16 protein-coding genes are annotated in these 14017 nt (G+C 59.9%); 6 read left to right on the top strand and 10 right to left on the bottom strand.

Going from position 1 to position 14017, the window contains the following annotated elements; genetic code table 11:
* Nucleotides 1–4: 4 nt before the first annotated feature.
* From ACQY1L_RS09560 to alr, 3 genes are all read right to left on the bottom strand, one after another.
* Complete coding sequence (locus tag ACQY1L_RS09560; protein WP_430243878.1) at nt 5–244, bottom strand: type II toxin-antitoxin system RelE/ParE family toxin; 240 nt, start codon at nt 242–244, stop codon at nt 5–7.
* A gap of 53 nt (nt 245–297) precedes the next feature.
* A complete protein-coding gene (locus tag ACQY1L_RS09555) occupies nt 298–555 on the bottom strand; it encodes a ribbon-helix-helix domain-containing protein (protein ID WP_192076697.1) in 258 nt (85 codons plus the stop codon).
* 77 nt (nt 556–632) lie between these two features.
* Nucleotides 633–1799 carry an alanine racemase gene (alr, locus tag ACQY1L_RS09550; RefSeq protein WP_430240753.1) on the bottom strand — a complete coding sequence of 389 codons (1167 nt, stop codon included), beginning with the start codon at nt 1797–1799 and terminating at the stop codon, nt 633–635.
* Between the two features lie 255 nt (nt 1800–2054).
* Between alr and ACQY1L_RS09545 the strand changes: the two genes are divergently transcribed.
* Nucleotides 2055–2429, top strand: coding sequence for a tudor domain-containing protein (locus tag ACQY1L_RS09545; RefSeq protein WP_430240752.1), 375 nt, complete (start codon nt 2055–2057; stop codon nt 2427–2429).
* Between the two features lie 93 nt (nt 2430–2522).
* On the opposite strand, the gene ACQY1L_RS09540 is transcribed toward ACQY1L_RS09545, so the two are convergent.
* From ACQY1L_RS09540 to rpsF, 5 genes are all read right to left on the bottom strand, one after another.
* Nucleotides 2523–4025, bottom strand: coding sequence for a replicative DNA helicase (locus ACQY1L_RS09540; RefSeq protein ID WP_062579847.1), 1503 nt, complete (start codon nt 4023–4025; stop codon nt 2523–2525).
* 266 nt (nt 4026–4291) lie between these two features.
* The gene (gene rplI, locus ACQY1L_RS09535; RefSeq protein WP_062579849.1) at nt 4292–4870 is read right to left on the bottom strand and encodes a 50S ribosomal protein L9; all 579 of its coding nucleotides are present in this window, start codon (nt 4868–4870) and stop codon (nt 4292–4294) included.
* A 20-nt stretch (nt 4871–4890) separates the two neighbouring features.
* Entirely contained in the window at nt 4891–5868 is a 978-nt protein-coding gene (locus tag ACQY1L_RS09530; protein ID WP_062579851.1) for a DUF2232 domain-containing protein, read from the bottom strand.
* Between the two features lie 164 nt (nt 5869–6032).
* A complete protein-coding gene (gene rpsR, locus ACQY1L_RS09525) occupies nt 6033–6281 on the bottom strand; it encodes a 30S ribosomal protein S18 (protein ID WP_062453345.1) in 249 nt (82 codons plus the stop codon).
* 23 nt (nt 6282–6304) lie between these two features.
* Nucleotides 6305–6772, bottom strand: coding sequence for a 30S ribosomal protein S6 (rpsF, locus tag ACQY1L_RS09520; protein WP_062453344.1), 468 nt, complete (start codon nt 6770–6772; stop codon nt 6305–6307).
* Between the two features lie 361 nt (nt 6773–7133).
* Between rpsF and ACQY1L_RS09515 the strand changes: the two genes are divergently transcribed.
* Nucleotides 7134–8636 (top strand): Dyp-type peroxidase, encoded by a 1503-nt coding sequence (locus ACQY1L_RS09515; RefSeq protein WP_430261844.1) that lies wholly within the window; start codon nt 7134–7136, stop codon nt 8634–8636.
* A gap of 77 nt (nt 8637–8713) precedes the next feature.
* Here the strand turns inward: ACQY1L_RS09515 and ACQY1L_RS09510 are convergent, their stop codons facing one another.
* Nucleotides 8714–8968, bottom strand: a complete 255-nt coding sequence (locus ACQY1L_RS09510) for a hypothetical protein (RefSeq protein ID WP_092661864.1) — start codon at nt 8966–8968, stop codon at nt 8714–8716.
* Nucleotides 8969–9053: 85 nt separating this feature from the next.
* Nucleotides 9054–10097 (bottom strand): aldo/keto reductase, encoded by a 1044-nt coding sequence (locus ACQY1L_RS09505; RefSeq protein ID WP_184654862.1) that lies wholly within the window; start codon nt 10095–10097, stop codon nt 9054–9056.
* Between the two features lie 212 nt (nt 10098–10309).
* Here ACQY1L_RS09505 and ACQY1L_RS09500 point away from each other — a divergent pair, with 212 nt between their 5' ends.
* The 4 genes from ACQY1L_RS09500 to ACQY1L_RS09485 all read left to right on the top strand — a co-directional run bounded on the left by ACQY1L_RS09500 (nt 10310) and on the right by ACQY1L_RS09485 (nt 13953).
* Nucleotides 10310–11611 carry an Nramp family divalent metal transporter gene (locus ACQY1L_RS09500; RefSeq protein WP_430240750.1) on the top strand — a complete coding sequence of 434 codons (1302 nt, stop codon included), beginning with the start codon at nt 10310–10312 and terminating at the stop codon, nt 11609–11611.
* Between the two features lie 108 nt (nt 11612–11719).
* The gene (gene fabD, locus ACQY1L_RS09495; RefSeq protein WP_430240749.1) at nt 11720–12679 is read left to right on the top strand and encodes an ACP S-malonyltransferase; all 960 of its coding nucleotides are present in this window, start codon (nt 11720–11722) and stop codon (nt 12677–12679) included.
* 16 nt (nt 12680–12695) lie between these two features.
* Nucleotides 12696–13433: a 3-oxoacyl-[acyl-carrier-protein] reductase gene (fabG, locus tag ACQY1L_RS09490; protein ID WP_062453338.1), complete on the top strand. Its 738-nt coding sequence runs from the start codon at nt 12696–12698 to the stop codon at nt 13431–13433.
* A 283-nt stretch (nt 13434–13716) separates the two neighbouring features.
* The gene (locus ACQY1L_RS09485; RefSeq protein WP_006727438.1) at nt 13717–13953 is read left to right on the top strand and encodes an acyl carrier protein; all 237 of its coding nucleotides are present in this window, start codon (nt 13717–13719) and stop codon (nt 13951–13953) included.
* Nucleotides 13954–14017: the final 64 nt, after the last annotated feature.

Raw genomic sequence — 14017 nt, 5'->3', positions numbered from 1 at the left:
GAGATCAGGTTTCGTCAGTCTTGAAGAGGTCGGGATGAAGGTTTTGGTGGCCGTGCAGGACCCGGACGATGCGGACAGCCGTTTCCGTTCGGCGGAAGTAGATCCAGCGCTTGCGGTATGGGAGTGCTTTGAGACCGGGTGAAAGATTATCGCGCGGCGAACCTGGAAAACCGGTGAAGGCAATCCACGCAGCTTTTCGAGTAAGATCTCGGACGAAGTGGCCGGCCGCGACCGGATCGTCGATGGCGATGTACAGGAATATGTCGAGGAGATCATGATCGGCCAGCGGGGAGTAAATCAGCTCTTTCGGTTCAATATCCGCGTCCCCCGTTCGATGATCGAATCCGCGTGTGTGTCGGCATTGTCGAAACGCACGAACTCGCCTCTCTCCAGCTGGGCATCCGCCTCGGCGATCATCGTCCTCAAGAGCTCGTCTTCGCTTCCAAGACGGCTTAGTCCCGCCGCGACGACATCCTCAGCGCTTTCATAAGCGCCCGTCTTCACCTGCTCTTCGATAAACGCCAGAGCCTCGTCATTGAGATGGATCTCGGTCATTTCGATCTCCTTTTGTTCTCATTTAGCACGAAGATGTCGCCCGCGAAAGAGGGGGATCTCCGCATGCGCTTCCGCTCTCACTCGTCGGCGTAAAGATACCGCCGCTCGTATCGCAGGCCAAGGCTGGTGAGGAGTTCGTAGCCGATCGTGCCGGCCGCGCGCGCGACGTCGTCGAGCGGCATGTTGGGACCGAACAGCTCGATATAGTCGCCAGTGCGGATATCGCGTTCCGGCACATCGGTAATGTCGAAGATCGTCAGGTCCATGGTGACGCGGCCGACGACCGGCACGCGGTGGCCGGCGATGAAGCCCAAACCGCCTTCGTGAATGCTGTCGCGGATCGGAACGCCGGAGCCGGACAGCGACCGCTTGTAGCCATCCGCATAGCCCGCCGCGACGATCGCCAGCCGGCTGTTGCGGGTCAGGCGGTGTGTGCCGCCATAGCTGACGGTTTCGCCGGTCTTGGCGCTGCGGATCTGGATGATGCGCGCCTCGGCCTTGGCGACCGGCCGCATCGGATTGCTGACGCCGCCGACAGCCTCGCCGCCATAGACGGCGATGCCTGGACGGGTGAGGTCGAAATGGTACTCGGCTCCGAGCATGATGCCGGAAGAAGCGGCAAGACTTGCCGGAATGCCTTCATAAGCCGCCGCAACCTTCTGGAATGATTCAAGCTGCTGGCGGTTGAAGGAAGAGGAAGGGGTATCGCCGCTGTGCAGATGCGACAGCACGAGGACGGGCGAGAAACTTGCGGGCCGCGATACGTCGTCGGCAAAGGCGAGCGCGTCCTCCAGCGGAATGCCGAGCCGGTTGAACCCGGTATCGACATGAAGCGCACAAGGGTGATCGCCGTGTTCTGCGGTCACCGCCATCCAGAAGCTGAGTTGCTCTTCTGAAACGAGGACTGGAACCAGTCCATGTTCGTAGAACGTGCGTTCCTGACCGGGCCAGACGCCTGACAGCACATAGATCCGGGCATCCGGCGCATAGGTTCGAAGCGTCACGCCTTCCTGAACCACGGCCACGAAGAAATCGCGCGCGCCGGCCTCGTAAAGCGCCGTACCGCAATCCTCAAGACCCAGCCCATAGGCATCCGCCTTGACCACGGCCGCGGTCGAGGCCTTGCCGGAGAGATCAGCCATCTCCCGCCAGTTGTCGGCAAGCGCTACGAGATCGATGGTCAGCCGGGCAGGGGCGGTATCGAATTCGTCGAAAGGCAGGGTGTCGTCGTCGAAATCTGTCATGAGCGCTCAGCAGAATGGATCGGATCGTCGCCAATCCTTACCCGTTTCCACGGCCGGAAAAAGACATATGGGCGAGATTTTGCGTGGTGCACGCTTTTTTCCAGAATCCCAAGCAATCCGATAAAAACAGACACATCCACAACGTATTAATTCAGTGTTCAGTTTGTATTGTGTATCAGATTTACTGTTCAATTAATTGAATTTCCCCGCGTCATTGGGCAGGGGGAGGGCGGAAATATATTTTGGGAGACTAATGTGAAAAATGTACTTTCAATCATTATGGCAGCAAGCTTTCTTGCTTCCGGCGCGTCTGCAGCCTTGTCGCAGACGAAGGGCGACTGGGTTCTAGGCAACTATAAGGGCGCCGGTTACTGGTTTCCGGGTGTTATCGAAAAGATTGGCGGCGGCAGCGTTACCATCCGCTACGATGACGGTGACCGGGAAACGGTGGCTTCAAGCGCGGTGCGGCCGTACGACTGGATGATCGGCATGAAGGTCGAATGCAACTACAAGGGCGCCGGCGACTGGTACCCGGGCAAGATCACCGCGCTGGCAGGCGAGAAAATCGGGATCGCCTATGATGACGGCGACAAGGAAAGCACCCGGACCGGACGCTGCCGGACCCAGTAGTCGATCAGCGACCCTAAACTGGTCGATGCCGGCCGCTTTGCGGCGGCGGGCATTGACCATCTTATCACAGAGACTTGTGCCGCAATGAGCTCATCAATGCTCTTCGTATTGCGTGAAGCTTGGTTCGGCCAGATCTGCAAACCGCGTGAATTCCGCCTGGAAGGCGAGCTTGACGGTGCCGGTTGGTCCGTGGCGCTGCTTGGCGATGATGACGTCGGCCGTCCCCTTCACCTTGTCCATCAGCTGTTCCCATTCCGGATATTTCGGATCGGCCATATCGCGCGGCTCTGAGTTCTTCACGTAATACTCTTCGCGGAACACGAACAGAACCACGTCGGCGTCCTGCTCGATCGAGCCCGATTCGCGAAGGTCGGAAAGCTGCGGACGCTTGTCTTCGCGGCTTTCCACCTGGCGCGAAAGCTGGGAGAGCGCGATGATCGGCACGTTGAGTTCCTTGCCGAGCGCCTTGAGGCCCGTGGTGATCTGGGTGATTTCCTGCACGCGGTTCTCGCCGGATTTGCCCGACCCCGTCATCAGCTGGATATAGTCGACCACGAGGCAGTCGAGGCCACGTTGGCGCTTGAGGCGGCGGGCGCGGGCAGAGAGCTGCGCAATCGAGATACCACCGGTCTGGTCGATGAACAGCGGCACTTTCTGCATCATCTGTGAGCAGGCGACGAGCTTTTCGAAATCGGCCTCGGTGATATCGCCGCGGCGAATTTTTGACGAGGACACTTCGGTCTGTTCGGAGATGATACGGGTCGCCAGCTGCTCGGACGACATTTCGAGCGAATAGAAACCGACGACGCCGCCATTCTTGGCTTTCATCGATCCGTCCGGCTGGACCTCAGGCTCGTAGGAGGCTGCGATATTGTAGGCGATGTTGGTGGCAAGCGAGGTCTTGCCCATGCCCGGACGACCGGCAAGCACGATCAAGTCGGACCGCTGCAACCCGCCCATCTTGCCGTCGAGCGACATGATGCCGGTGGAAATACCGGACAGATGGCCGTCGCGCTCGAAGGCCTGGCCGGCCATGTCGATCGCCAGCGCCACCGCGTCGTTGAACGACTGGAAGCCACCGTCGTAGCGGCCGTTTTCGGCAAGCTCGAACAGGCGACGCTCGGTATCTTCGATCTGGCTCTGCGGCGGCATGTCGAGCGGCGCGTCATAGGCGATGTTGACGACGTCCTCGCCGATGGTGATTAGCGCCCGGCGCAGCGCCAGATCGTAGATCGCCCGGCCGTAGTCCTCGGCATTGATGATTGACACGGCTTCGGCAGCGAGACGGGCGAGATACTGCGCCACCGTCATGTCGCCGACCTTCTCGTCCGCGGGCACGAAATTCTTGATGGTGACCGGGTTGGCGGTCTTGCCCATGCGGATGATGTCGCCCGCCACTTCGAAGATCTTGCGGTGCAGCGGCTCGTAGAGATGGGTCGGCTTTAGGAAGTCGGAGACGCGGTAATAGGCGTCGTTGTTGACGAGGATCGCACCCAGCAGCGCCTGCTCGGCTTCGATGTTGTTGGGAGCCTCACGGTAGTGCGGCGCTGCATCCTTGTTGCTCAGCGATGCGATGTTGCGCGCGACTTCGTTCATGATCTCTGTCCGTCCTGTCCGTCGAAGTTGCCGGTTCTACTGGTAAATGCGCCGTGCTGAAACCGGCCTTTTGCCCCAGCGGCTTTTCCACAGCTATCCACAGCGCCATTTTGCCGGTGCCGGAAAGAACGCAGTGAAACGATGAATCCGGTTGACTGTGTTTCGCTGCGACTCAGTCATTGGTCGCATCAGTATAGCCCAAGAAGACAAAAAAACGCCCGGGCTGATGACCCGGGCGTTTCTCGAACTTGTTAGACGATGACGGCTTATTCGTCGTCTTCAGCGTTGCCGTCTGCGTCCGGATCGAAGAAGTCTTCCGGACGAAGCGCGTCTTCGTCGACGCCGTAGATGGCGTCAGCCGAGGTGAGGCTTTCGCCCTTGGCCTGGCGCTCGGCTTCTTCAGCGGAACGGGCAACGTTGACAGCGATTTCGGTTTCAACTTCCGAATGCAGGTGCAGAACGACCTTGTGGAGGCCGATCGCCTTGATCGGGGTGTTGAGATCGACCTGGTTGCGGCCGACGTTGAAGCCTTCGGCAGCCAGTGCCTCGAGGATGTCGCGGGCAGCGACCGAACCGTAGAGCTGGCCGGTTTCGCCAGCCGAGCGGACGATCACGAAGGTCTTGCCGTCGAGCGCGTCGGCAACGGTCTGGGCTTCGCCCTTGCGCTCCAGGTTACGGGCTTCGAGCGTTGCACGCTCGGATTCGAAGCGCTTCTTGTTGGCTTCGTTGGCGCGCAGCGCCTTGCCCTGCGGCAGAAGGAAGTTACGGGCAAAGCCGTCCTTGACCTTTACCGTTTCGCCCATCTGGCCAAGCTTGGCCACGCGTTCAAGCAGAATGACTTGCATGTTGTGGTTCCTTTCAAGTTTCAATTCGTAGGTGGTTCGTCACTGCCGTCTGCAGGTTTTGCAGGCGTCAGGGCAATGGTGCGGCGTGTGTCGGAAAGACCCAGCACGACAATGGCGATCGCCGGCAGGATAAGCATCGACGACAGGTAGCAGAGGACGAGAACCGGCAGGCGCCAGTCCTTGTCGCGTGTCCGAAAGTGAAGCGAGGCATAGCCCGCCATGAGAAAGCCGGCGCCGAACGTGCCGCAGACGACCGCGCCGATCATCGCCGGAGCGCCGCCGAAGAAAGTCATCACGGTGCCGGCGAGAAAGATAAAGATGGCATTGCGGTTCATGCGCAGCGCCGACGGCATGTCCTCGCGCGGCCGAACCGCCCGGCCGGACCGCGACACGACGCGTACCGCGATATAGAAGGCCGCAAACAGCAGCGTCACCCAGATGCCGCCCTGAAACATCGGCAGCATCAGCACCAGCAGCGACTTGGTCTGGGAAAGGCTCGCGACATCGGGGGCGAGGGTGGGCTCCTGCGCCTGGAGCGCTGTCGTCATCGCATCGACCATCTGGTCGATCAGTTCCGGGCCATAGCCGATCGCAAAGCCAAGCGCGATGACGGCAATCGTGACAAGGCCGCAGAGGTGCAGCAGAATGTCGGAGATCGGGTACCAGGCCATCAGATTGTCCGGGCCGCCAAGCTCGGAGGCGGGACGGGCAAGATTGGCGAGATGAGACAACCAGCCGGCGGGGATCAGGGTGAACACCGCCATGGCCAGCGCAAACATCGGCGACACGAGAAGTGCACCAAGTACGCCTGCGGTGACGACACCGACGATGGCGGCGCGATTGCCCCAGCCGAGGCCGGCAATCAGGATCGGAAGAGCGGAAGCTGCATAGAGAATGGAGGCAAACGACGACTGTGCGCTCGCACCCATGACAAGCACGGTAGCGATAACACCGGCAAGGATACCGGTCGGCAGCACTGTCTGGAACTTGTTCGTCACTTTGTCTCGCTGTCCTGCCACATCAAGCAGTTAGGGGATAGGCCGGGACGGATGTCGCAATGGCCTTGATCCCCAACATGGGGTTTTGGTTTTGCCGATCCGCGCCCAACGCGGAAGGGAAGATGGACCTGCCGGCTTTGACAGCCGGCAGGTCCAATATCAGATTAGGACAGAACGTAAGGCAGCAGGCCGAGGAAGCGGGCGCGCTTGATGGCCTGGGCCAGTTCGCGCTGCTTCTTCTGGGAAACGGCCGTGATACGCGAAGGTACGATCTTGCCGCGCTCGGAAATGTAGCGCTGCAGAAGACGAACGTCCTTGTAGTCGATCCGCGGTGCATTCGCGCCCGAGAACGGGCAGGTCTTGCGACGGCGGTGGAACGGACGGCGTGCCGCGGAGGAGGATGAGTCAGCCATTGGTGTTTTCTCCTTCGAACCGATTAAGCGTCACGTGGCGGGCGCGGTGCGCGCTCGAAACCACCTTCACGCGGGGGACGATCGCCGAAATCGCGGCGCGGGCCACGATCGCCGAAGTCGCGGCGAGGACCACGGTCGTCGCCATCACGGCGAGGGCGGTCGTCACGGTCGCGCTTCTGCATCATTGCAGACGCACCTTCTTCGTGCTTCTCGACGGCAAGCGTCATGTAGCGAAGAACGTCTTCGTTGATGCGCATCTGGCGTTCCATCTCGTGCACGGCAGCTGCCGGTGCGTCGATGTCCATAAGGGCGTAATGCGCCTTGCGGTTCTTCTTGATGCGGTATGTGAGGGACTTGAGGCCCCAGTTTTCTACGCGCCCGACTTTGCCGCCATTTGCTTCGAGGACACCCTTGTACTGTTCTACGAGGGCATCAACCTGCTGTGCGGACATATCCTGTCGAGCAAGGAATACGTGTTCATAAAGAGCCATGTAAGCTTTGCCTTTCTTGCGGTTGTTTTGTCACCCGGGTTCGGCGGCTAAGCCTCAACGACTGCTCTTGGAATGGGGCAAGCCCAGGCAAGAAAAGCTGTTGTATCGAGACGGTCGAGAGCGGAGACACGGGAGGCCGGAACGCTTTTCGTTCCTACGGCCGCTCACGCGACCTACCCTCCGTTCAGCCACCAGCCAGAAGACCGGGTGTTTCGAACAAGGCGGCTTATACGGATTTTTGACGATAAGGCAAGGGGGAGGGGTTCGACGCTCGTAAAAATAGTTAAATGGACTTCATAGCACCTTGGGTTGTAATTTGGGTTCGGGTCAATTCGACCCTTTGCCAAGAGGAGCAGGAGGCATGGCTAAGCTCGATACTATTTTGAATACTACCATCACCTGGAAAAATTGGACGTCGGATGCGGATCTTCTTTCGCTTTTGTCGGACCTGCAGGCCAATATCCTGAAGGGGCACGGCAGAGATCATACCAAGAATGTCTTTCTCAGTTTCGCTGGCATGAAGTCTGATGCGGTCGCCGGCCTGCTGCGGGATCTTTCGTTCGTGACGACATCCGCGCTGACGCAACTGCGCGAGGCAGAAGCATTCAAGGCAACGAAACTCGGCGGCGGAACGGTCGTCAGCGTCTTCCTCAGCGCAAAAGGGTATGCAGCCCTTAGTTTGCCGGAGGCCAACATTCCCGCCGATGCCTCATTCAGGGCCGGGATGCGGAACCGCGGACGGCTCAATCCGATGCCGCTTCCGTTTGCCGGTCCTCCAATCAATGATCCGGAAAAGGAGCACTGGGAAAAGGGTGAGGCTTGGGACAGCGCCAAGGACGACCCCGACGCCATGGTTCTGATTGCAGACGAACAGGCCTCACTTGTGGGCAATTCCTACAGCGCGTTGCAGAAGGTTTTCGCAAAGCACGGCGCAACGGTTCTGGGTTCGGACATCGGCCTGGCGCAGAGGCGCAAGCAGGCGGGCGGCGATGTTCGAGGCGAAGGCATCGAGCATTTCGGCTATGTCGATGGCATCAGCCAGCCATTGTTTCTGACCGAAGACTTCCTCGACAACAGTGGAATGCCCAAACCGCGCGGCAAATGGGACGAGGAGTTCAAGGCCTCCCAGTTTGTCGTCTCGGATCCGGGCAATCCCACGACATTTTCATGCGGCAGCTATTTCGTCTACCGCAAGCTCGAGCAGAACGTGATGCTGTCCAAGGAGAGAGAACGTCTGCTTGCGCAGTCGGTGGATCCACAGAACCCCGATGAGGACCGCGCGGGTGCGATGGTTGTCGGTCGCTTCGAGGACGGAACACCGGCACTGCAGAGCGGTCCAGTGGCGGGCGCGCCAACGAATGACTTCGACTACACACTAGACCCGGTCGGGCTGAAATGTCCCGTTCGAGCGCATGTCAGGAAGACCAATCCGCGCACGCCGGGCGACGAATTCGAGCGCTCGCATATCATGGCGCGCCGAGGCATAACCTATGGCGATCGGGCACCCGATTTTTCGGATGAGCCAGACAAGGGTGTCGGTCTTATTTTCATGGCTTACATGGCCGACGTCAATCAGCAGTTCGAGTTCACCCAGAGTGCCTGGGCGAACAATACGTCGTTTCCGTTCCAGCCGGCGGTTCCGGCGAAGAAAGGTGTCGACTTCATCATCAGCCAGGTCGCAAACAGTGGCGATCCGTCCGAAAAGGAATGGATCGATGGCCATAGTCAGCCACAAAAGGTCGGCGTGATGGATTTCGTGCAGACGGTGACCTTGATGGGCGGCGAGTACTTCTTCGCTCCATCGATCAGCTTCCTTCAGTCGGCACCATCCTTGATCGCAAACCCGCCGGCTGAGTTGTCGTGAAATAGCCGAGCGATTGAGCGGCGACAGAGATATATCCGGCGGCCGGGACTTATCGTTCCGGCCACCTTTATGCTGACCTACCGCGCCGCCCGGCTTTTCCGGTATCTGACCACGGCAATCACGATGAGGAGGGCGGCGAGCGGAAATCCAGCTTCCGTCACGAAGGTCCGGTCCGCCCTGACCTGGTCGCGCATGGCGATCCAGGCGATCGAGCTGACGATGCAGTTCTCGTTCGTGTCGGATATCTCGGTAATCGGCAGCTGACCACATTGCGCGGCTGCGACCAGATAGGCCTCGTGGAACGGGCTTCCGGGCCTTGGAATGTCGATCATGGCTTGTCCTCCGCCGGAAGAAATAGCGCAAGTTTGCGGATGACGACAGCGTGTTTCAGCCGGTCATCCGCAATCTGTCGCGACCTCAGATCGGCATCGGATAGTCGCGATAGACCGCGGCAATCTCTCTCAGAACCTCATCCGACAGCGTCACGTCGGCAGCCGCGATATTGGTCTTCAATTGGTCCATCGTCGTTGCACCGATGATGACGGAGGCCATGAAGGGGCGCGTCAGGCAGAAGGCGAGCGCCATCTGAGACGGGTCGAGGCCGTGCTTCTTGGCTATGTCGAGATAGGCCTTGACCGCCGGCTCCTGCCGCGGCTGAAGGCGACCGCCGAGATCCTGGTTGATCGCGCCGCGCGAGCCTTCAGGTCGTGCGCCGCCCTGATACTTGCCGGAAAGCAGACCGGCTGCGAGCGGCGAGTAGGCGAGCAGGCCGACATCCTCGTGATGGGACATTTCTGCAAGATCCAGATCGAACTGGCGATAGAGAAGATTGTATTCGTTCTGCAGCGTCGCGACGCGGGGCAGACCCTTCTCCTCGGCCACATCGAGATAGCGCATCGTGCCCCAGGTGCTTTCGTTGGAAAGCCCGATCGCGCGGATCTTGCCCTCCTTCACCAGTTCGCCGAGCGTTTCGAGTTTTTCCAGAAAACTCGTGCGTGCCTGTTCGCGATCCTGTTTCGACGCATCGAATTTCCAGGAATTGCGGAAGTGGAACGTGCCGCGGTTCGGCCAGTGGATCTGGTAGAGGTCGAGGTAATCCGTCTTGAGGCGCAAGAGGCTGGCATCGAGTGCTTCCCGAATCGTCTCGCGGGTAATCGGGCGGCCGTCGCGAATGTAGGAGCGACCGCTGCCGGCGATCTTGGAGGCGAGGATCAGGTCCTGTCTCTTGCCGCTCTTTTGCAGCCAGGTGCCGATGATCGTTTCCGTGTCACCGTAGGTTTCGGCACCCGGAGGCGTCGTCGGGTAGAGTTCGGCCGTATCAAAGAAGTTGATGCCGTTGTCGAAAGCATAGTCCATCTGTTCATGAGCTTCGGCCTCGGAATTCTGCGTTCCCCAGGTCATCGTGCCCAGGCAGATCTCCGAAACGGAGAGGTCGGTGCGGCCCAGTTTATTGTATTTCATAAAGATCGATCCCGTCTGAAAAAGTGGCCGGACTTTAGATCGGATTTGACGCAGTGCAAGAGCAGATCGGTGCCGGTTTCGCGCGTCGGTAGCGTAAAATTTATCAAGAGTTTGCTGGACGGGAGAGAATTTTTTCCAACTTGTTCCCGATACGGCAATTTTGCGGCCGGATTTGCGTCTGGCGCAGAACAAATTTTTGGAGGGCATTTTGAATGGTCGATAACGCGACGCAGCATGAGACGACACAATACGACGACAAGGGGTTTCCTGACGCCGGCGAACCGCCGAAGACGGGTCGATGGAAACTGATCGGTCCCGGTATCGTGGTTGCCGTTACCGGCGTTGGCGCAGGCGATCTGATCGCCACGCTGATTGCCGGCTCGCGTTTCGGCTATGCGCTACTCTGGGCAGCGGTCATTGGCTGTATCGTCAAGATCGCGCTTGCCGAGGGATCGGCCCGCTATCACCTCGCGACCGGTTCGACCATGCTCGACGGCTGGCGGTCGCTCGGCAAATGGACGAGCTGGTACTTTGGCATCTACATCATGATCTGGGGCTTCGTGTACGGCGCTACCGCGATGAGCGCGACGGCGCTGCCGCTGGCGGCTCTCTTCCCGTTCCTGCCGCTATGGGCCTGGGCCATGATCTCAGGCCTCGTCTGCGCGGCCTTCGTTGCCTTCAACAACTACGAAGTCTTCGAGACCGTGATGAAGGTCTTCATCGCCATCATGTTCACCATCGTCGTCGGTATCGCCATCCTTGTCGTGCCTGATGTCGGCAATGCGCTGACCGGTCTGATCCCGACCATTCCCGAGGGTTCGGCCATCTACACGCTCGGCCTGATCGGCGGCGTCGGCGGTACCATCACCATGGCGTCCTACGGCTACTGGGTGAATGCCAAGGGATGGCGCACCCCGTCCTGGATGGGCGTCATGCGCCTCGACAACCGTGTTGCCTACATCATGACCGGCATTTTCGTGATCGCCATGCTGATCGTCGGCGCCGAGCTTCTCTACACCGCGCAGATCGCGCTCTCGACCGGCGACCGCGGCCTGCTCGATCTCGATGCGGTCCTTCAGGAGCGGTTCGGTCCGTTTGTCGCAAAGGCCTTCCTGGTCGGTTTCTTTGCCACCACGATCTCCTCCATCCTCGGCGTCTGGCATGGCGTGTCGCTGTTGTTTGCGGATTTCGTCCGCACCGTGCGTGGCGAAACCAGTGGCTCGCGGCAGGGGCTGGAAAAGACGCCGGCCTTCAAGTTCTACCTGTTCTGGCTGACGATTCCGCCGATGACGCTGTTGTGGTTCGGTCGCCCGTTCACGCTCGTCATCATCTATGGCGCGCTCGGAGCCTTCTTCATGCCGTTCCTGGCGGTCACGTTGATCTGGCTGCTGAACTCAGCCCGCGTCCCGAAGGAATGGCGCAATGGCTGGCTGTCGAATGGCCTGCTCGGCGCCGCAGCGCTGCTATTCGTTGTTCTTTGCGTCAACGAAGTGATCAGCCTGATTTCGGGCTGATAACAGGGGGTAAGCACCGGCCAAAATCGGGGTAAATGCCCGAAACCCTTGACTTGCAAGGCGGGAATGTGAATGGAAAGGGCAAAAATAGGGAAAGGAAACGACCTTATGAGTAGTCCGGCGAGCAGTATCGCATTCACATTCCCGGGTCAGGGAAGCCAGGCCGTCGGCATGGGCAAGGAACTGGCCGACGCCTTTCCCGAAGCCCGTGCCGTGTTCGATGAAGTCGACGAGGCGCTCGGCCAGAAACTGTCCGAAACAATGTGGAACGGGCCGGAAGAAACGTTGACGCTGACCGCCAACGCGCAGCCGGCCCTCATGGCCGTTTCCATCGCGACTATGCGCGTTCTCGAAGCCCGTGGCCTCGTTCTCGCCGAAAAGGTCGGTTTCGTCGCCGGCCATTCGCTCGGCGAATATTCGGCTCTTTGTGCGGCCGGCACGTTCTCTCTCGCAGACACAGCACGGCTGTTGCGCATTCGCGGTGACGCGATGCAGTCCGCCGTTCCGGTCGGTCAGGGCGCGATGGCTGCGATCATCGGCCTCGACCACGCCGATGTCGAAGCGATCTGTTTGGAGGCGAAGTCGGAAGGCGTGTGTCAGATCGCCAACGACAATGGCGGCGGCCAGCTGGTGATTTCCGGCTCCAAGCTTGCTGTCGAAAAGGCAGCGGCTCTGGCAACCGAAAAGGGTGCCAAGCGCGCGATCATGCTGCCGGTCTCTGCGCCCTTCCACAGCGACCTGATGGCGCCGGCGGCTGACGCCATGCGCCACGCGCTGGACGCGGTGCAGAAAAACGATCCGGTCGTGCCTGTCATCGCCAATGTGCGCGCAGCGCCGGTCAGCGACGCGAACGAGATCGCGACGTTGCTGGTGGCGCAGGTGACCGGACAGGTGCGCTGGCGTGAGACCGTCGAGTGGTTCGGCGCCAATGGCGTGACGACGCTCTACGAAATTGGTTCCGGCAAGGTGCTCACGGGTCTTGCCCGCCGCATCGACAAGAATATCTCTGGCATAGCCCTCAACACCCCGGCCGATATCGACGCGGCGCTGGCTGCCATCCTCGGCTGAAGAGAAGGAATTCAACATGTTTGACCTGACCGGCCGCAAGGCCCTCGTCACCGGCGCCACCGGCGGCCTCGGCGAAGAAATCGCCCGCATGCTGCATGCGCAGGGCGCAACCGTCGGCCTGCACGGCACCCGCGTCGAGAAGCTGGAAGCACTCGCTGCCGAACTCGGCGATCGCGTCCACATCTTTCCGGCCAATCTTTCCGACCGCGCCGCGGTCAAGGCGCTCGGTGAAAAGGCGGAAGCGGAACTCGGCGGCGTTGACATTCTCGTCAACAATGCGGGCATCACCAAGGACGGACTGTTCGTGCGCATGAGCGACGAGGACTGGGACGCAGTCCTTGAAGTCAACCTGACCTCCGTGTTCCGCCTGACCCGCGAGCTGACCCATCCGATGATGCGCCGTCGCTTCGGCCGCATTATCAACATCACCTCGATCGTCGGCGTCACCGGCAATCCGGGCCAGGCCAACTATTGCGCCTCCAAGGCCGGCATGATCGGCTTCTCGAAGTCGCTGGCGCAGGAAATCGCCACGCGCAACGTGACGGTCAACTGCGTCGCGCCAGGCTTCATCGAGAGCGCCATGACCGGCAAGCTCAACGACAAGCAGAAAGACGCCATCATGGGTGCCATTCCGATGAAGCGGATGGGCGCCGGATCCGACATTGCCGCCGCTGTTCTTTACCTCGCTTCGAATGAAGCGGGATATGTGACTGGACAGACCTTGCATATCAATGGCGGTATGGCGATGATCTGATCCGGGGCACGGGCGCAGCAAATCCGAGTAAAATCGGCTGTTGGCGGCTGTGCGGCGGAACAGATTCTGGCTTTGCGTAGCACGGAAACCGTGTTAAGCGGGCCTTGACTACACGAAGTCACCCCGAAATTCAGGGCGTCATAATGCGTGAGCATGTGACTGGAACCTGAAGAGGGGCGAAGGGGTTTGCCCGCATCGGCACCATGAAGTGCCGGCGGCAGGTATTAACAGGATACGGATGCCATTCAGGCATTCGAGAAGACAAAAGGTCGAGGAAACCGACATGAGCGATATCGCAGAACGCGTTAAGAAAATTGTTGTTGATCATCTCGGCGTCGACGCCGAAAAGGTTGTCGAAGGCGCTAGCTTCATCGACGACCTCGGCGCGGACTCGCTCGATACGGTCGAACTGGTCATGGCGTTCGAAGAAGAATTCGGCGTGGAAATTCCGGACGATGCAGCTGACTCGATCCTGACGGTCGGCGACGCTGTAAAGTTCATCGAAAAGGCTCAGGCCTGATCGAACCATATTCGGGACGCGCGCCTCGTTGCGAGGCCGCGATCTCTCATGACGGCCCGCTTGT

It is taken from the genome of Neorhizobium sp. DAR64862/K0K3, assembly GCF_050500185.1.
Lineage (GTDB): Bacteria > Pseudomonadota > Alphaproteobacteria > Rhizobiales > Rhizobiaceae > Neorhizobium > Neorhizobium soli.
Note: the sequence above shows the minus strand (reverse complement) of the source record. Positions and strands in the feature narration are given on the sequence as shown.

Coding starts and splice junctions, on each gene's coding strand:
- ACQY1L_RS09485 (WP_006727438.1), top strand. CDS start 13,717: ATGAGCGATATCGCAGAACGCGTTAAGAAAATTGTTGTTGATCATCTC.
- fabD (WP_430240749.1), top strand. CDS start 11,720: ATGAGTAGTCCGGCGAGCAGTATCGCATTCACATTCCCGGGTCAGGGA.
- ACQY1L_RS09540 (WP_062579847.1), bottom strand. CDS start 4,025: ATGAACGAAGTCGCGCGCAACATCGCATCGCTGAGCAACAAGGATGCA.
- ACQY1L_RS09515 (WP_430261844.1), top strand. CDS start 7,134: ATGGCTAAGCTCGATACTATTTTGAATACTACCATCACCTGGAAAAAT.
- rpsF (WP_062453344.1), bottom strand. CDS start 6,772: ATGGCTCTTTATGAACACGTATTCCTTGCTCGACAGGATATGTCCGCA.
- ACQY1L_RS09510 (WP_092661864.1), bottom strand. CDS start 8,968: ATGATCGACATTCCAAGGCCCGGAAGCCCGTTCCACGAGGCCTATCTG.
- alr (WP_430240753.1), bottom strand. CDS start 1,799: ATGACAGATTTCGACGACGACACCCTGCCTTTCGACGAATTCGATACC.
- ACQY1L_RS09555 (WP_192076697.1), bottom strand. CDS start 555: ATGACCGAGATCCATCTCAATGACGAGGCTCTGGCGTTTATCGAAGAG.
- rplI (WP_062579849.1), bottom strand. CDS start 4,870: ATGCAAGTCATTCTGCTTGAACGCGTGGCCAAGCTTGGCCAGATGGGC.
- rpsR (WP_062453345.1), bottom strand. CDS start 6,281: ATGGCTGACTCATCCTCCTCCGCGGCACGCCGTCCGTTCCACCGCCGT.
- ACQY1L_RS09500 (WP_430240750.1), top strand. CDS start 10,310: ATGGTCGATAACGCGACGCAGCATGAGACGACACAATACGACGACAAG.
- ACQY1L_RS09505 (WP_184654862.1), bottom strand. CDS start 10,097: ATGAAATACAATAAACTGGGCCGCACCGACCTCTCCGTTTCGGAGATC.
- fabG (WP_062453338.1), top strand. CDS start 12,696: ATGTTTGACCTGACCGGCCGCAAGGCCCTCGTCACCGGCGCCACCGGC.